18 protein-coding genes are annotated in these 17,673 nt (G+C 48.1%); 10 read left to right on the plus strand and 8 right to left on the minus strand.

Going from position 1 to position 17,673, the window contains the following annotated elements; translation table 11 throughout:
• Window positions 1–325: 325 nt before the first annotated feature.
• The 8 genes from NC796_RS24615 to NC796_RS24650 all read left to right on the plus strand — a co-directional run bounded on the left by NC796_RS24615 (window position 326) and on the right by NC796_RS24650 (window position 9,175).
• Complete coding sequence (locus NC796_RS24615) at window positions 326–799, plus strand: DinB family protein (RefSeq protein ID WP_310688478.1); 474 nt, start codon at window positions 326–328, stop codon at window positions 797–799.
• A gap of 183 nt (window positions 800–982) precedes the next feature.
• Complete coding sequence (locus NC796_RS24620; RefSeq protein ID WP_409070414.1) at window positions 983–2,320, plus strand: alanine/glycine:cation symporter family protein; 1,338 nt, start codon at window positions 983–985, stop codon at window positions 2,318–2,320.
• Between the two features lie 383 nt (window positions 2,321–2,703).
• On the plus strand, window positions 2,704–3,183 hold the full coding sequence (locus NC796_RS24625; protein ID WP_310688480.1) for an ankyrin repeat domain-containing protein: 480 nt from the start codon (window positions 2,704–2,706) through the stop codon (window positions 3,181–3,183).
• A 482-nt stretch (window positions 3,184–3,665) separates the two neighbouring features.
• Window positions 3,666–4,247 (plus strand): crossover junction endodeoxyribonuclease RuvC, encoded by a 582-nt coding sequence (gene ruvC, locus NC796_RS24630; RefSeq protein WP_310688481.1) that lies wholly within the window; start codon window positions 3,666–3,668, stop codon window positions 4,245–4,247.
• A 72-nt stretch (window positions 4,248–4,319) separates the two neighbouring features.
• Window positions 4,320–4,928, plus strand: coding sequence for a Holliday junction branch migration protein RuvA (gene ruvA, locus NC796_RS24635; RefSeq protein ID WP_310688482.1), 609 nt, complete (start codon window positions 4,320–4,322; stop codon window positions 4,926–4,928).
• Between the two features lie 1,346 nt (window positions 4,929–6,274).
• Window positions 6,275–6,961 (plus strand): response regulator transcription factor, encoded by a 687-nt coding sequence (locus tag NC796_RS24640; protein WP_409070415.1) that lies wholly within the window; start codon window positions 6,275–6,277, stop codon window positions 6,959–6,961.
• Window positions 6,958–8,040, plus strand: coding sequence for an ATP-binding protein (locus NC796_RS24645; protein WP_310688484.1), 1,083 nt, complete (start codon window positions 6,958–6,960; stop codon window positions 8,038–8,040). Before NC796_RS24640 ends, NC796_RS24645 begins: the two co-directional genes overlap by 4 nt.
• A 436-nt stretch (window positions 8,041–8,476) precedes the next feature.
• A complete protein-coding gene (locus tag NC796_RS24650) occupies window positions 8,477–9,175 on the plus strand; it encodes a DUF1080 domain-containing protein (RefSeq protein WP_310688485.1) in 699 nt (232 codons plus the stop codon).
• Window positions 9,176–9,554: 379 nt separating this feature from the next.
• Here NC796_RS24650 and NC796_RS24655 read toward each other — a convergent pair whose 3' ends face one another.
• The 6 genes from NC796_RS24655 to NC796_RS24680 all read right to left on the minus strand — a co-directional run bounded on the left by NC796_RS24655 (window position 9,555) and on the right by NC796_RS24680 (window position 12,390).
• Entirely contained in the window at window positions 9,555–9,917 is a 363-nt protein-coding gene (locus tag NC796_RS24655; protein ID WP_310688486.1) for a nuclear transport factor 2 family protein, read from the minus strand.
• Window positions 9,918–10,076: 159 nt separating this feature from the next.
• Window positions 10,077–10,289, minus strand: coding sequence for a hypothetical protein (locus tag NC796_RS24660; RefSeq protein ID WP_310688487.1), 213 nt, complete (start codon window positions 10,287–10,289; stop codon window positions 10,077–10,079).
• Window positions 10,290–10,291: 2 nt separating this feature from the next.
• Window positions 10,292–10,693 carry a carboxymuconolactone decarboxylase family protein gene (locus NC796_RS24665; RefSeq protein WP_310688488.1) on the minus strand — a complete coding sequence of 134 codons (402 nt, stop codon included), beginning with the start codon at window positions 10,691–10,693 and terminating at the stop codon, window positions 10,292–10,294.
• Between the two features lie 256 nt (window positions 10,694–10,949).
• The gene (locus NC796_RS24670; protein WP_310688489.1) at window positions 10,950–11,594 is read right to left on the minus strand and encodes a DUF1080 domain-containing protein; all 645 of its coding nucleotides are present in this window, start codon (window positions 11,592–11,594) and stop codon (window positions 10,950–10,952) included.
• A gap of 324 nt (window positions 11,595–11,918) precedes the next feature.
• A complete protein-coding gene (locus NC796_RS24675) occupies window positions 11,919–12,119 on the minus strand; it encodes a DUF456 domain-containing protein (RefSeq protein WP_310688490.1) in 201 nt (66 codons plus the stop codon).
• Complete coding sequence (locus NC796_RS24680; RefSeq protein WP_310688491.1) at window positions 12,037–12,390, minus strand: DUF456 domain-containing protein; 354 nt, start codon at window positions 12,388–12,390, stop codon at window positions 12,037–12,039. The genes NC796_RS24675 and NC796_RS24680 overlap by 83 nt, the downstream gene beginning before the upstream one ends.
• A 222-nt stretch (window positions 12,391–12,612) precedes the next feature.
• Here NC796_RS24680 and NC796_RS24685 point away from each other — a divergent pair, with 222 nt between their 5' ends.
• Window positions 12,613–14,307, plus strand: a complete 1,695-nt coding sequence (locus NC796_RS24685; RefSeq protein WP_310688492.1) for a peptide MFS transporter — start codon at window positions 12,613–12,615, stop codon at window positions 14,305–14,307.
• A gap of 148 nt (window positions 14,308–14,455) precedes the next feature.
• Here NC796_RS24685 and purU read toward each other — a convergent pair whose 3' ends face one another.
• Together purU and NC796_RS24695 are read right to left on the minus strand one after the other, a co-directional pair.
• A complete protein-coding gene (purU, locus tag NC796_RS24690) occupies window positions 14,456–15,292 on the minus strand; it encodes a formyltetrahydrofolate deformylase (protein ID WP_310688493.1) in 837 nt (278 codons plus the stop codon).
• Between the two features lie 76 nt (window positions 15,293–15,368).
• Entirely contained in the window at window positions 15,369–16,115 is a 747-nt protein-coding gene (locus NC796_RS24695; RefSeq protein ID WP_310688494.1) for a transporter, read from the minus strand.
• Between the two features lie 111 nt (window positions 16,116–16,226).
• Here NC796_RS24695 and mnmE point away from each other — a divergent pair, with 111 nt between their 5' ends.
• Complete coding sequence (mnmE, locus tag NC796_RS24700; RefSeq protein WP_310688495.1) at window positions 16,227–17,642, plus strand: tRNA uridine-5-carboxymethylaminomethyl(34) synthesis GTPase MnmE; 1,416 nt, start codon at window positions 16,227–16,229, stop codon at window positions 17,640–17,642.
• The last annotated feature ends 31 nt before the right edge of the window (window positions 17,643–17,673 follow it).

Raw genomic sequence — 17,673 nt, forward strand, 5'->3', positions numbered from 1 at the left:
AGTTTCGTAGATTGCAGGCGAGACATGAGGACCTCCTCTGATTTGTTAAACAGGATTACAGGAAAGAATGTAAGACGAATCCAGGGGATGGTCCCCTTTTTTTAACATAAAGCCTGAACCATTGTGCTGAACTTGTTTCAGTATCTCTTTCAGGATCTGGTAGAGCCTTTATCTTTGATATAGGCTCTCAACAGATCAGCGCTTAGTGCCACCACGAGATCTCCGACAGCTTTCGTAGATCCGGGATGACACAGAGATATTTCTTGGTTCTTTGCCATCTAATCTAACCGCTAAATACTTTACTCCCAATTAGATTTAGACAACAATGACAGATCAAGAGCGACTTACCAAGCTATTTGACTATGATTTCTGGGCTAACCATACCATTATGGATACCTTGGAGAAGAACAGTGAATTTGAAAAAAGAGAAAAATCACTCGGCCTGTTTTACCACATCATCGGTACGCACCAGCACTGGTACCGCAGGGTGACGGGGGAAGAGCTCTCCGGCATGGAGATATGGCCCCAGCTTGAGCTATCGGAGTGTAGTGCACATATTGAAGCCAACCACCAGCGCTGGATGGAGCTGCTGGAGAAGGAGCATGAGGAGCTGGATCAGCTGATTTCCTACCAAAACAGCAAGGGCGTGGAGTTCGAGACCATGCTCTCCGATATTATGCACCATCTTATCATTCACGGGCAGCATCATCGCTCACAGATAGCTATGCTGCTTCGGTTGTCGGAAATCGCTCCACCTGCCACCGATTTTATTTTTTACACAAGAGAACTGGATCATTAGCATATAAGTAGGTGCGACGCACTTGGGAAGTGCGTCGCACCTGGACTCAGGATTTTCCTATTAGCAATCTCTGGCCTGCTTTGTTAGATTAGGTCTTACTTTTTGAAAGATGTAACTCAATTCTCGCAGGAGGTTCCGACTCTGAGATATTTAGAAGAATTTTTAGCCGCTTTTTCCAGCTTTATGTGGGGTATGCCGCTCGTCATCCTTTTGGTTGGCGGTGGACTCTTCTTCATGATCTATTCTCGCTTTGCCCCCTTCAAGTATTTCAAGCACGCCCTTCATATCCTACGCGGCCGGTACGACAACCCGGATGATCCGGGCGACATTTCACATTTTGAGGCGCTTTCCAGTGCCCTGGCAGCTACCGTGGGAATGGGGAATATCAGTGGGGTGGCGGTTGCCATCTTTATGGGCGGTCCGGGCGCACTGTTTTGGATGTGGGTCAGTGCCTTTGTGGGTATGGCCACCAAGTTTTTTACCTGTACGCTGGCGATCCTTTTCCGGGGTCGCGACTCGGCTGGAGATATCCAGGGCGGCCCGATGTATGTGATTATGGAGGGCCTTGGCAAGAAGTGGAAACCGTTGGCCGTGCTCTTTGCCATTGCCGGCATGTTTGGCCCGCTGCCCATTTTCCAGGCCAACCAGCTGACACAGATTCTGCGCGATACCATCTACATCCCCCAGGGCTGGGTCACAATGAATGCCCATATGGGAGGCGACCTGATTACGGGGCTCGTGCTCGTGGTGCTGGTCTCTATCGTCATTTTTGGCGGGATTACGAGAATAGGGAAAGTAGCCTCGCGACTGGTGCCGACGATGGTCGTGATCTACGTCTGCTGCGTGCTGGCGATACTGGCTGTTCATATCCAGGAGATTCCCTATTACCTCTGGCTCATCGTTTCGGATGCCTTTACCGGGAAAACCGTTATGGGCGGCGCGGTTGGATCGCTCATTGTAATCGGCATTCAGCGCGGGGTATTTTCCAATGAGGCCGGGCTGGGGACAGAAGAGCTGGCCCACGGCGCTGCCAAAACCAAGGAGCCGGTACGTGAAGGACTCGTTGCCATGCTGGGGCCCTCCATTGACACGATTCTGACCTGCACCATGACAGCGCTGGCCATTTTGGTTACCGGCGTCTGGAAGTCGACTGAGGCCAATGGCGTAACGCTCACCCTCAACGCTTTCAACGAAGCGCTTCCCGAAGTGGGGACTTATCTACTGGTGATCTGCGTTGTTTGCTTTTCTATCAGTTCCATGCTGACCTATTCATACTACGGGACGAAGTGCCTGGGATTTTTGATCGGGGCAGAACGGCAACACTGGTACAACTATTTTTACGTAGTATCCATCATTTTCGGGACGGTTGCCTCCATCGATGCGGTGATCAACCTGATTGACGGCATGTTTGCCCTGATGGCGATCCCCACCATGATTTCAGCCCTTATCCTGGCGCCCAAAGCCAAAGAGGCCGCCCGGGATTACTTCTCCAGGATCGAAACATTCGAGGTTTTTGAGTAGCACCCTTTTTTTACCATATAGAAGATTAGTTATGTATCCTTCTATGGCATCAATAGCTCATTTAATTTAATAACCTGAACGAGATAAGAGATTCAGAAAAATTCATCCTGTAAGGTATCCCTCTCTCCGGCCTTTGAAATTTTTGTTGGTACAGTGACTGAAGCCGGCGCGTAAAGAAACCATTTTTGTTTGAGATACGCGCGGTTCAGCGGATCGTCTCCGACCACTGGCGGATTTCATCATTAAAAAAATGCCCCCCCTTCATTTTTACCATTAGCTCAGGTGCTTTTCTTCTTCGGAAAAGTTGATTTTACTGCAACTTCCGTTAAAACACTCCCGTAGCATTTTCCACCTTCAAATATAAACTTAACAGGGAGTTAGCTATGGATTATTTAAAGCCACGTCTGTATCCGGTTACAATTTTGTTGATGGGAGTAACCTTCTTGCCTGCAATGGTTCCAGTACAGGTCGATCTAAACAAACAGCTATTCAGTGCTATTCGGGAAGCTGACATGGATAGGATGACTACCCTTGTCATAAGTGGGGCGGATGTTCACACCGCTAAAGCCAATGGGTTTACCACGCTGATGGAAGCCGCGCGAATCGGCGACCGGGCTATTGTGGCATTTCTTCTTTCCCAGGGTATCGATGTAAATGCACAAAATGAAGCCGGGGCAACTGCACTGATGATTGCCGCCAAATATGGTCATACTCATACTATACAACAACTGCTGCAACACGGTGCTAACCCGTTGCTTACCAACAACTACGGAAACAGGGCCGTCAATTTTGCCTCTGCATATGGCAGGGTAGAGGCACATCGACTACTGCTGAAGGCTGAGCAGGATTTTGGAAAATTGTAACATGCAATACCGCATTCCTAACAAAGCCTTAATACCAAGTTCAAAGTTCGGTAACAATGAGGTGATATATTAGCATTCAAATCTGCCAAATCCCCTTGCGGCAGATCTCTTCCTTGATAATTCTACACTAAGCCCCGGCCAATCTAGCATCGGGGCTTTTTTATTGTGTTAACCTGAGTTTATCGTAAGAATTACTAAAATCTATAACTGTCGCGAGGAGGCTTTGTTTATAGCTGCCGGCACAACATTGAGGTCGACGCGGCGATCCATTTATTGTTTAGCCTCCAAGAGATTGCCCCGGAATGCTCGCGAAGGTAACTCGGGAAGTTATCCCGAGCTACGACGGTCATTCTTCCGATGGTCATTGAATCCCTTGCAATGACAGTTTTTATGTAGAACTGGGGTTGCGTTATGTTTCGGTGTCAGCATTCTGTTATATTGAACTGAATGAAGATTTAATTTCAACATTTCAGTGACAGCTTATGCCCGATATTATCTTAGGTATTGATCCTGGTTCAAGGAATACCGGCTATGCGATACTCACGGAAGAAAATGGCACGCTCAAGGCACTGCGGTGCGATACCATCCGCCTGGCGGATATTGACGAGCATTCGGAGCGACTTAAGGTGATCTATGACCGCATTTCAAAGCTTATCAAGTCATTCAATCCCACGTCCCTTGCCGTAGAGACGCCGGTGTATGGGGTCGATCCACTGGCGATGCTGAAACTGGGTCGCGCCCAGGCGGCCATCATGCTGGCCGGGGCCAATCACGATATCCCGATCACAGAGTATTACCCCAAAGAGGTCAAGAAGTCGATTACCGGCAATGGTAACGCCAGCAAACAGCAGGTGGCGTTTATGTTGAAAAAGACCGTCCGGTTGCCGAAGGAGGACCTCTCCAACGATGCCACCGATGCCCTGGGTGTGGCGTGGTGCCACCTGATGAAGATGAACAGTATTGCAAGTGGAATCCCCAAAGGGAAAAAGAAGCAGCATCAAAACCACAGCAAGTCGAGCTGGGCTGATTTTGTGGAGAAGAATCCGGATCGGGTAAGGGATTAATTTTAAAAATATTAAAATGTAAGGGGTACTGTGCACTGTGCCTTACAATAGAAATCTATTTTAAGAACGTTTATGATAGCATATCTAAAAGGATTATTAGCAACCAAAAAACAGGAATCCGCCATCATCGATATCAACGGTGTTGGTTATGAAGTCGAGATTTCAACCCAAACCTACCAGCAGCTTCCCAAAGAGGAGACCGAGGTGAAATTGCTGGTTTACCATCACATCACCGATAATGACCAGCGCCTGTTCGGTTTTGCTACTGCGGATGAGAAGGAGCTATTCGAGTTGCTGATAACGGTGAAGGGTGTGGGACCCAAGTTGGGGCTGACGATCCTTTCCGGGCTGCCAGCTTCACAAATTATTTCGTCACTGGCGCAGTCGGACACCGATGCTCTCAAGCAGATTACCGGCATTGGCAAAAAGACGGCCGAGCGAATGATCCTCGAGCTGAAGGACAAAATAGCAGACCTGTCGATGGGTCTTCCCGAGACAACGACAGATGGAGCAGGCGCCATCTCCGGGAATTTAAAGCAGGAGGCGGTATCGGCGCTGGAATCCCTGGGTTACAAGAAGCGGGATGCCGAGAAAGCGGTTACTGCGGCGGCCAACAATAACGGGTCGTTTGACGACTTGCAGCAGCTGGTAAAGGCTTCTCTCGCAATGTTGAACCGGTAGTGGAATTAAGAATTAGGAATTAAAAGATAACACAGAGATACGCGAAGCAGGCACAAAGGACCACAAAGTTTTTTCACTTTGCGAAACTTGGTGTCTTCTTTGGGGCGCTTTGTGCAATAGCTTTACAGGTCAGAATTATCTCAAAAAGGCCCCTATCTGGCGCAAGTTTACAACTTATGTCGTATATGCTGTCAACTGCTTTTTTTTGGTCCAAGTTGCAACCTTGGATCAGTAGTGAATGCTATTTTTAGAAAAGAGACCTTACCGGGAAAGATTTCTTCCCGATAGCCTTCGGGATCGAAATGACGACAACGGGATGAAACCGGATGTTGGTTGCTGCCCTTTTGTTTATTCCCCTATCTGACGCAAGTTTGCAACTTGTGCCTTACAAGCAGTCAGCTACTTCTTGGTCCAAGTTACAATACAAACTTGAACCAGTTGTGGGAGCTAACACGGGATGCCCTCCCGTGCCAGGTGCATCGCATATCTGTAAAGTACAATACTGTAACTCCTACTGTACCCCCGCTCCACCCTTACGGTACAACTCCCTTATTATTATAGTTATCGGCTGTCTGAAAAGGGTGCTCAGGATGTCTGATCCCAGCAATCAGATTCCATGATAAGTAGTGTCGGTCGGTATGATATTACCTGTCAGGAGTTGTGATATTACTTATCAGCCTGTCTGATATGCAGATATCACCCATTATGATATGCCTTATCGCAGCGAATGATATGGTATATCACACACCATGATAAGCCCTATCATACACCCTGGGGTTATAAGGACAGGGAGCTCGAGCCGTAAGGTTAGCAACGTTGGGTGGTAAAGGGTAGCCCGACCAACAAGTAAGGGAGCCAGGAGAACCCGGTTGTATCCCGCAGGATCTGGCAGCCTCGTTGGCAGACCTATTACCCGTTGGGAGGTAGTTGCACTGGCGACCTGAAGTTGCTGCATGGAACGGTCTCCCAACCCCAGTTTCGGAAATTGGTCATCAAAAGGGCGTTGGACACGGAGCGCCTGCGTTCTTCAGCCGCAGGGCAGCCTTTCGTTGAAACCACAGAGGACAGCCAACGGAACGGAGATGGCAATGGAAAGGACCTATTCAATTTAAGGAGAGCTTGTTGGGGCACGCTGCAGCGTGCCCCAACATTAACGTTGCCAACTGGTTTTGCTGGGGGGACCGGGATGGATGCCTGGAAATACCAGTATTTAAGTCACTTCAATAGATAACAATAACTTAACACCCCCTTATTTTATATTGAGCTGGTTGCTTCGTACTATTGGAGCGTAAAATTCAATAGGATATTTCTTATTTTATTGCCTTAATCTTAATAGATATTTTGACATAGTGGCTGACAAGCAAACCATTCTCATAGTCGATGATGAACAGGATCTGCTGGATCTGATAGAATATAACCTGAAAAAAGAGGGGTTCGATGTTCTGAAAGCTGAGGACGGCGAAGAAGGCATTGAAGTGGCCCGCCAGCATATGCCCAGCCTCGTACTGCTCGATATCATGATGCCGAAAATGGATGGGCTGGAAGTGGTAGAGGTAATGCGTGAAGATGAGGATCTGAAGCGTATCCCCATCATTTTTCTGACGGCCCGGGGCGACGAAAAGACGGAGGTCGAGGGCCTTGACAAGGGCGGTGACGATTATATCACCAAGCCGATCAGTACAACGAAGCTTATCTCTCGCATCAAAGCTGTGCTGCGCCGGTTTGAGGAAACCGAAGAAGAGGTTAATCGCCTGGATGTCCACGATATCACCATCGACAAAGATCGCTACATTGTGACGCGTGGTGAAGAGGAGGAGTTCCACCTTCCGCGTAAGGAGTTTGAGCTGTTATATTTCCTGGCAAGTCGCAAAGGCAAAGTGATGGACCGCCAAACCCTGCTTAACCACGTGTGGGGAGACAATATCTATGTCGTTGATCGCACGGTGGACGTGCACGTTAGGAAGATTCGCGAAAAGCTCGGTGATGAGTATATTGAAACCGTTAAAGGTGTAGGATATCGCTTTAAAGAATGAGGAAACAACCTTTCAGCCGGAGCTCCCGCCTGGCGTTTAGAGTGGCTATTTTTTCTGGCCTTCTTATCGGTGTGGCCAACTTGCTGATCAATGCCTATTACCTGCAGATGGAGTGGCTCTCCGCCACATCTGTGGCCCTTCTTTTGGCAATCTGTGCAGTGGCTGTTATTTATTTTGTGGTCAACAGGATGGAGTCAGACCGACTGGAGACGCTCAACTATATCTCGCGAAATATTGCAAGAAAGCGGTTTGAGGATTATGAGAACCTGAGTACAGATGGTCGCGATGAGCTCGATTACCTGATTAAGCAGTCGATCCGGGCCAGTAAAACCGTAGAACGGGAAATCCAGCGCCTGAACCGCATTGAAAACTACCGCAAGGAGTTTATCGGGGATATCTCCCATGAGCTGAAGACGCCCATCTTCGCTATCCAGGGGTTTATCGAAACACTGCTCAACGGTGCCATCGACGATACCGATGTGAATCGTCAGTTCCTTAAAAAGGCGATGCGCAATGTAAACCGGCTGATTTTCCTCACCAAAGACTTGATGGAGATTTCAAAGCTCGAAACCGGGGAGCTTAAATCCGAGGTACACAATATTCACCTGCGAGAGGTGGTCATGGATGTGACCGAGAGCCTGCAGTACAAGGCCAAAAAAGAGAATGTATCAATTTCAGTGGATGATTTTGACAAGAACCTGCTGGTTACGGCCGACCGAAATCAGATCAAACAGGTGCTGATCAACCTGATAGAGAATGCTATCAAATACAATAAGCCGGGGGGTTCGGTTATGGTGGGGATAAAACCATACACCGAGGATGAAAAGCGGGTGATAGTCTACGTCAAAGATACCGGCATCGGAATTGATCAGAAATACATTGACCGGGTAACCGAACGGTTCTTCCGCGTGGATAAATCACGGTCGCGAGAAAAAGGCGGCACCGGTCTGGGCCTGGCTATCGTAAAACATATAATGGAAGCACATGGAGAGCGATTTTTCATTGAGAGTACACCAAACGTTGGCTCCACATTCAGCTTCACGCTTACCAAAGTGGAAAGCACCCAGGCGGTTGTGTAGTCTTAGGCCTACCTTTACACCTCCTTCTGACTTTCAACCCAATCATTACACCTCCAACAGTTCAATATCTCATCTCAGAAATAATAATTCTCATCGTTAGGGGGCTTTGTGGATGGCCGATTATCTTGTATGTAATATCATCCAATTTCACATTCCCCATTTGAATCAGGATTTACAAGATTGAATGATTTCCAGGATTATTTCTTATATAAAAATTACATCCTGCAAATCCTCTAATCCTGTAAATTCCGGTTCAGATTTTTGTACGTGCTTTACTCTGCTTTTAATCTATCCGTCAACTCTGGTTTGCAAAATGGGCGAAGGTCAAATAAGTTCTATTTTTATATAAGATAGAATTTCTAGCGTTAATAGGGATTCAGTTCTTATCAGGGATACGAATTCTATCCAACTAACATAAAACTAACGGACTAGGTATATGACTAAACGTATTGCGCAATTTATAAGTGGTTCATTATTACTGGTGCTATTTTGTGCCTTTGTATTTACTCCTGGCGAGCGGAATAAAGAAGAGGCTTCGGCAGGTTGGATCTCGCTTTTTGACGGAGAGACCCTGAATGGGTGGATTCAGAAAAACGGGACAGCTAAATACCGGGTAGAAGATGGAGCGATTGTCGGAACTACAACTCCTGGAAGTCCCAACTCATTCCTCTGCACGTTTAATGAATTTGGTGATTTTGAACTGCGGTTTGAGGTGTTGCTGCATGACAATGAGCTCAATTCCGGTGTTCAAATTCGCTCCCAAACCCGGGAGCCTGAAGGTGATGCGGAATATGGACGCGTTAATGGTCCCCAGGTAGAGATTGAATCGAGCAGCACCGGCAGTCCTGAGGCAGGATACATTTATGAGGAAGCGGCCAGCGGTTGGCTGGTACCGGATGACGAACGCACCTATCACAAGGCATTCAAGGATGGGGAGTGGAACGAGTATCGTGTGGTGGCTGATGGCCCCCTCATCCAGGTGTGGATTAACGGGCAAAAAATTACAGATCTCTGGAATGAGGAGAGCTACATGTCCTATCCCCGGGGATTTATCGGGTTGCAGGTCCACTCCATCAGCAGGAATGAAGGGCCGTACGAAGTGGCCTGGAAAAATATCCGGATCAAACCACTGTAACTTGAGAAGGGGTATCTCTTTCCTTACCGATCCTAGGTATCTGCGTAACCAGCGGGAGCTGACTATTCCCGCAGATGGCGCAGAGTTCGCAGATTTAACCACGTGTTATCCGAATATCTATTTCTGAGATAAGACTAACTCAAAATAGTAACTGTCATCGCGAGGAGGCTTTTTTGCCCCTTTGAGCTTAACGATGAGATCGACGTGGCGATCTCCCTGTCCGTTTTCTGTTCAGTTGCCGGGAGATTGCCTCAAGAAAGTTTTCGGGATCCCGATGGTCGCTTAATTCCTCGCAATGACAGGTTTTATCTCGAACTGACGTAATTAAAAAAGCCCTCCTCCCGGAGGGCTTTGACAAAGTTGATATAGGTTCCGGCAGTTAGTTTTGCGTGCCGTAAAACCGTTCGCGGCTAATTTCGTCGCCGTCCCAGTGCTGTACGGCTACCTGCTCAATATCGACAGGATCATCGGTGCCTTTGAAGGTCACTGTCATGGTGGATTCAACGCTGGTGACGCCCGTATCTTCATTTGAGGTAACACCTTGCACTTCCAGGCCGTGAAACTCTTCCACGCTTCCAAAGAATTCATTTTCACGTTCCCGGTTGGTGTCTTTACCTTCCACTTCTGTCCCGTCTTCCAGCACCATCACAATGTCATCGGCATAATATTCTTCGAACGCTTCCATTGCGGTGCCGTTCCCAATGTGATCATAGATGTCGTTGATTTTATCGAGGTAACTCATAACATGAAATTATTTAATGTTGAACAATTCAGTTAGGGTTACATAACCAGTGATTAGAAAAATTCGTTTACGCTTACCCGATTTTTTTAAAAAGATATGCAGGACGAGAACAGCTGATATAAAGGGGACAACCGTGGCTGTCCCTTTTTAGGCTTTTGATTAGGTTGACTGCTCGTTTGGGTCAGGCTTATTGATACGTTTCAATTCAGTATCATAGGCAGTCAGTATATCTTTCAGTTGCTCGGTGGCCTCACGGGTAAGTTCTCCCTCGGCTCCATCGGTGATCCATCGCGCAGCTGAGATTAGGGCTGCCAGCTCATAGCTGTGAAGCGTAATCCTGTACTTTGTAGGCCTGATGCGTTCCAGGTGCATTGTTATGCGGGTGCGTGTTCTTTGATGTGGTCTACAATGCGTTCCAGTTCTTCTGCAAACATATCGTAGTCCTGCTGCATGCCGTTCAGGTATGCACTCCACCCAAGCGACATTTTGGCGAAATGAACCGCTTCCTGTATTTCCTCATCCGTTGCGCCGTGGAGTCGAGCCGCTTCAGTATGGAACAGCGTACAATAGCGGCATTTGGTCTCCGCATGGATCGCTAATCCCATTAGCTCTTTATACTTATTGGGAATAAGTGTTTCTCCCAATTCAAGGCTTTTGAATAATTCCCACTCATAGTCAAAATACGCGTCTGGAATCTGCTTGAAGAAACCGGGGACTAGCCCCAACATTTCTTTCATCTCTTTTTCTACTTCTGCTCTGGTGCGTGAAGTTGGCATAATAACCTCCCTTTACAATGTTATCTAACGTTGTGATTTGATCGCAAACAAGGGATGGCCATCTGAAATGAGACTTATATACAGAAAGAATATAAGTCTAATAATTTTAGTTATTTAAAGGGATATATTCCAGTTATTAAAGAGAATTATTTATTAATCAAAAACTACTGAGAATAAACACGTACTCAATCTAATTAATTTACGATAATGAGTGGGTGCTCTTTTTTATCTCAGGTCAATTCAGTTTTTAAATCCCCTACAATGGTTTAACCATAATGTTTTTGTAATACACACGGCTTTCCGGGTCGTGCCCCTGCAGCGCAAACGTACCGCTGGACAAGACGGCACCTTCACGGTCTACATTTTCTGGCTCGGTATATTCTACCATTGTCTTACCGTTCACTTTTATAGTGACCCTTTTTCCCTGCACTTTGATGTACATGGTGAACCACTCGTTATCGGGCACCGGGGCCTTGTTGATGTCATCATACCCATAAAGACTGGCCGTTTTACGTGGATCACTTTCATAGGTATTGTTGACCTGGGCTTCGTATCCATTGGATGGCCACCCGGTTTCTTGATAGGCGGTATGAAAATAGATACCAGAGTTTGAGCCTTTCGTGGTCATAATATCTGCCCTGAACTCAAAGTTTTTAAAATCATGATTGCTCACGGGACCTTGATAGAAAAGATGGGCACGCGGGCCGTGAGCCACAATTTTGTCCTCCTCAACAGAAAATGTTTCAGGATTTTCGCTGGCTTTCCAGCCCTCAAGTGTTTTTCCGTCAAAAAGTGAAATCCAATCTTCTCCCGATTGCTGTGCTAAGGCGGATGAAAACCCGGAGGCTAACAACCCAAGTGTGCAAACGATCAAAATAAAGTTTTCTAGTTTGTTTCTCATAAGAATAAACCAATAGGATTAATGGTAGTATGAAGTTACGATCAGATACATAACGCGCCTCAGATAATATTCTGGGATTAAATGTTAACTGCAAGATAAAAGTGGTGGAAGAATATCTGAGGCGTGTTCGCGGGTGTTATTGCAGCAGCATGGAGCGGCGTGCTGGTTCCTGCATGACCACATGGGCCGAACCCACAATGGCGAAAACTTTTGTCTACAGGTTACGGCCTGGATGATCAGGTCAGCATGGTGTTGATCTCTAAACTGGCTGGAATACCAGAATCAATTTGAATATTGAGCACCTGCAACGATTGTGCTGACGAACTAAATATTATTGAAAAAGTAGTAGCCCATCATGACGGCGGCAATCACCTTAAGGAGTGTTCCCGCTAAAAAGCCCACAAACGAACCAAAGGCCGATTTCATGGCATGGTCGGCCTCTTTACCTGAGACCAACTCCCCAATAAAGGCCCCGATGACAGGGCCGGCTACAAGACCGACAGGGGCAAAAAAACAGCCCAACAACCATTCCTATAGCACTTCCTGCAATTCCAAAGGCGGATCCCCCAAACTTCTTGGTCCCGTAGACCGGAATCACATTATCGAGGATCATAATACCCCCGACAATAGCAGCCCAAATCAACAGAAACTGCAGGCTAAAGGGGATCGGCGTTGTCAACTGCAACAGAAGCAGTCCCACGTAACTAATGGGCGGCCCCGGGATTACCGGCAGAAAAGAGCCAAAGAATCCGGCAAGGATGCATAAAATGCCAAGTGTTATCCAGATTAATTCCATGATGGTACCTATGTTTAAAACCAGTCTATCGGTAGCTTAATCTAATCAAATAAGAATAGAATAATATTACAGGTATAAAGACGTAACTTTTCCCCGTTAGTTACAATAGCTCTTTACCGTTTCAATATTCATTGTTTGCGTGGGTGGTGCGGTTTAATTATCATAAACGGCAACTCTTTTATATCTGTCGGACAGCAAATAGAATAAAATTCGTGAGTTAACATGGCTAATAGACAAACAGAAGCAACGATAGCCTCTCAGAAGAAAGATTTTTTTGGTCATCCCCGGGGACTATCCACATTATTCTTTACTGAATTGTGGGAGCGGTTCAGCTACTACGGCATGCGGGCTCTCCTGGTTCTTTTCATGACAGCCGAGGCGATTGGAAACAACCCGGGTCTCGGCTTTAGTGTTGGTAAAGCCACTGCGATTTACGGGCTGTACACCTTTTTTGTGTATGTGCTTTCCCTGCCCGGCGGGTGGGTGGCAGATCAGCTCTGGGGCCAGCGAAAAGCGGTATTTGTGGGCGGTTGTATTATCGCATCCGGTCACTTCAGCATGGCCATTCCAACTATTCCATTTTTCTACCTTGGCTTGGCACTGATCGTCATCGGAACCGGCCTGTTGAAACCGAATGTCAGCTCCATGGTGGGCGATCTCTATCCCGAAGGCGGGGCTCGTCGGGATGCCGGTTTTTCCATCTTTTATATGGGTATCAACTTTGGAGCTATTTTGGGGCCGCTGCTTTGTGGTCTGCTGGGAGAAGGCTACAACTGGCACTACGGTTTTTCCCTTGCAGGCATCGGGATGGTAGCTGGACTGATTTCCTACAAGATAGGGGGCAAGTTTCTTGGGGATGCCGGCGAACTTAAGATTGAAGACAGTCCGGAGCAGATCCAGAAACGGAGTCGACGCTTTTACGGCATTGTATCCGCAATTGCAGCGATAATTGTCATTTTCGGTTTCCTGGCCAGCTCCGGGGCTATCCAGATATCGCTTGAGACGTTGGCAGGTTACCTCGGTTCAGCGGCTGTAGTCATTACGATCGCATTTTTTGGATATATAATTTTCTTCGGTGGACATACCAAGGAGGAGCAGAAAAAGCTGGGAGTCATTTTCTGGCTGTTTATCCTTGCTGCCCTGTTCTGGAGTGGTTTCGAGCAGGCAGGCTCATCGCTTAACCTTTTTGCCCAGGATCTGACGGATCGCACCTTTGGTCCCAGCTCCTTTCTCGGCGGATACGGTTCAGCGCTTCTTACGTTGATTATTGCACTCCCGGTGGGATACACCGTTTATAGGGTATTCAAGCGGGACGATCTCTGGTCGCTTGCTAAATGGGTTATCGGGGTATCATCGGTAGGAATTTTGATCTTTCTTTATTGGCTTTTTCACCAAGTTGGCATCGGGTGGGAGACGCCCGCAAGCACACTGCAGCTTATTAATCCCACTTTTATCGTCATATTTGCCCCCATTTTCGGTTGGCTGTGGACCTGGCTGGCCACCAGGGATAAAAATCCCTCTATTCCGGTAAAATTTGGTTTGGGATTGCTGGGTCTCGCAGCAGGTTTCTTTGTTCTCTCCTGGGGTGCGGCCAACGCGAGCCCGGATGCCCCGGTCTCGGTATCCTGGCTGGTTGTAACCTACTTCCTGCATACGTGTGGTGAACTGGCTCTTTCTCCCGTTGGACTTTCATCCATGACCAAACTCGCTCCCAAATCCCGCGTAAGCCAGATGATGGGCGTATGGTTTGTGGCCGCAGCGCTGGGTAATCTTTTTGCCGGATTGGTTGCCGGTCAGCTTGAAACGCTGGCACCGAGCAGCCTCTTCTGGAGCGTAGCGATGATCGTAGGTGGTGGTGGCATCGTGGCCCTGCTTGCCAGTCCGGGCGTCAAAAAGCTGATGGGCGACGTGGAGTAGTAGTAACTGGTTATTTGCTATTTGTTGAACAGCCAACTGCATTATTGAGGTTAAACAAGTAGGCACTGAGATCCACAGAAAAGACCTTTGTGTCCCTTCGTGCTTTCTTTGTGAAACTTCGTGTAATAATTACCCAAAAGGCGTAAACCTATTCAAAAACAATCGTCCGGTTATTGTGGATAAAAACACGCTCCTCAAGAACCAGTTTTAGAGCTTTTGCCAGCACTACTTTTTCCACATCGCGACCGGCCTGTGCCATCTCTCCCGCTGTGTGAGTATGGTTAACCGGTATCGTGTCCTGGGCGATAATTGGTCCTTCATCCAGATCTTCCGTCACGAAGTGGGCTGTAGCTCCAATGATTTTGACTCCCCGTTCAAACGCCTGCCGGTAGGGGCTTGCTCCCGCAAACGCCGGCAAAAAAGAGTGATGGATATTCACAATCCGGTCGGTATAATTTTCTATAAACTCCGGGGTAAAGATGCGCATATATTTTGCGAGCACCAGATAGTCCGGAGCGTATCCCTCTATAATCTCGGAGACCTCCTGTTCGTGCTTTTCCCTGCTCATCCCCTCGTGACTGATATAATGAAAAGGGATATTGAACGATTCGGCCAGGGAGCGGAGCGTTTCATGGTTGCTTATTACCGCCTGTATGTCGGCTGAAAGCTCTCCATATTTATGCCTGAGTAGAAGGTCACCCATACAGTGGGGCTCCTTGGTAGCCATCATCACTACCTTGCGATTTCCCTTGTGTGTCAGGCGAATGTTGGCGGAGGTGGGTAGAGCATCTCGCAGATCCTGTTTAATCTGCCCGGAGTTGTCCGTCCCTTCAAATGCGGTGCGCATGAAGAAGTGATCGGTGGCAGCATCCACAAACTCCTGGTTGCTAATGATGTTGAGCCCGTGATCGTACAGGACCCCTGTAATTTTGTGAACCAATCCCTTCTCATCGGGACAATCAATCAATACTACTTCTTGTTCCATAATATTCGTGAAATTCAGTACTCAAATAAGGCGCATAAATTACGAGTATTGAGCACAACAGCAAGAAATAGTTTCATCAAAACCGGACTGCCAGCCCAAGACCGACAAAAGAGTTGCCGTTATTTAGATCATAGCCGGTATTAATGTCGAGTTGGAGAGCGTGGTCGACCATGCGAGTCAAACCCGCCTCCACAAAATGTTCGCTGTTTTGCTCCTTTAGAAATCCTGCATATCCGAAGTATCCCCCGTAATTGGTTTCGGGTATCGCAAACCCGGGGGTAAAAGTGATAGTGGTGATGGAAGTTTCCCCGGGTCCCAGCGTGTAGCCAAGGTTGGAGTTGAAAGTCCAGCAGCACCCTTCGGTGAGATCATAATCCGCAATCAGTTTTGCCGAGGGATGCCATCGGTCATCGGTAAATGGGGAATAACCGGCGGGAACAGAAACCGAGCCCATGCCAGACAATTGAAAGCACGAATCCTGCTGGTCCAGGAGATCAAATTTGAGTCCCAGGCCCGGATCGGGAACGCCTGTTTCGTTATCAAGGGGACGTGTCTCTATGATAAAAGAATTGACCTGTACCCGCATTTCAACGCCGGGGACCAAGCCGTGACGGAAAAGAACCTGCCCCAGGCTAAACTGGTCAACCGCCCCGCCTTCAAAGTACTCAAAACCGGATTCAAGGTATGTGATTTTGGGTTGCAGGATGTACGAGCCATCACCCAGACCCGGCCGATCGGGGACAAAATTTGGTTGTGCCCGGGTTGTTGTAAATGGTAACATTAAAAGAACAGAAAAGAGCGGTAATAGTGTGCGAACTTTCATAACTGAGAATAATTTCGGTCAATTTTCGATGAAGTTTCTTACACAATATTGCCAGGTAATAATTAATAAATAGCCCTGACTAGACGTTCCAAACACGTTATATTTTGAGCTATGGCACAACAGACCAAACAACCAGAAGCAACCACTGAGAAGCGAGAAATAACGCAAAAAGAACCGATCGCAGCCATCGCCACGCCGATCGGGGAGGGCGGTATTGCGGTAATTCGGGTCTCTGGGAAGAATGCGATCGCCCGGGTAAACGAGGCGTTCAAGGGTGTGGATCTAACAAAGAAGGAGAGCCATACGGTAAATTTTGGCAAGATCCTGGATAAGAATGATCAGGTTGTAGATGAAGTGCTGGCGACTCTATTTCACAGTCCACGATCTTACACGGGAGAAGAAACCGTTGAGATCTCCTGCCACGGGGGCGTACTCGTAACGCAGGCCGTGCTCGAGGCGGTGCTGGCGCTGGGCATCCGTTCAGCGGAACCCGGGGAGTTCACCCAGCGGGCTTTCCTCAACGGGAAGATGGAGCTCAGCCAGGCTGAGGCCGTAGCCGACCTGATTCACGCCAAAAGCCAGAAAGCGATGGACGCCGCCCACCAGCAGCTGGAGGGGCGGCTGGGTGAGCACATCAAGCAGTTTCGCCAGCAGATTATCGATGCCACTGCCATGGTGGAGCTGGAGCTCGATTTTATTGAGGAAGATGTGGAGTTTGCCAACAAAGAGCAGCTCAAGGAGCTACTGGAAGAGCTCGATGAGGAGATTTACAGCCTGCTGGCCACCTACGAAACCGGCCGGCTGGTGAAGCACGGCGTTCGAACGGTTTTTATTGGCCAGCCCAACGCGGGGAAGTCGACATTGCTGAATACATTGGTGGGGAAAGATCGCGCCATTGTCACCGACATCGCCGGCACCACCCGCGACACCATCGATGTAGACTGGAGCTACGACGGCCTCCTGTTCACCCTCACTGACACCGCCGGACTCCGGGATACGGATGACACTGTGGAAGCGGAGGGCGTCAAGCGCTCCCAAAAAGCGTTTTCTGAAGCCGATCTGGTGGTCTACCTGAAGGATCTCTCCAGGGAGCTGTCGCAGGAGGAGCGCAGAGAGATCGGACAGTTCCAGAAAAAAGCGGGAGATACCCCCTTCATCCTGATTGGTACCAAAAATGATATCGCCCGAGAAGTAGCTGACGAGCGCATGGAATACGATCTGAAGATTTCGGCGCTGGAGGGAGAACGGATTGAGGAACTCAAAAAGCTTATGAAGCAGCGGGCCCTGGAAAACAAGGATTACGACACCTCGAGCCTGCTGGTGACCTCGAGTCGGCACCGGGAGGCCCTGCTGAAGGCGCAGGAAGATGTCAAAAGTGCCATTCGGGCACTCGAGCAGGGAATGACGGGTGATTTCCTATCTATCGATCTGCGAGCGGCTTTGAAGGAGCTGGGTACCATCACCGGTGAAATCACCAACGAAGATGTTCTGGATAGTATCTTTTCGAGGTTCTGTATCGGTAAGTGAAGTAGTTTCCCCTTGTTGGTTTCATCGTTTA

Origin of the sequence: Aliifodinibius sp. S!AR15-10 (genome assembly GCF_031569985.1) — a bacterium.
Classification (GTDB): domain Bacteria; phylum Bacteroidota; class Rhodothermia; order Balneolales; family Balneolaceae; genus JAMQKA01.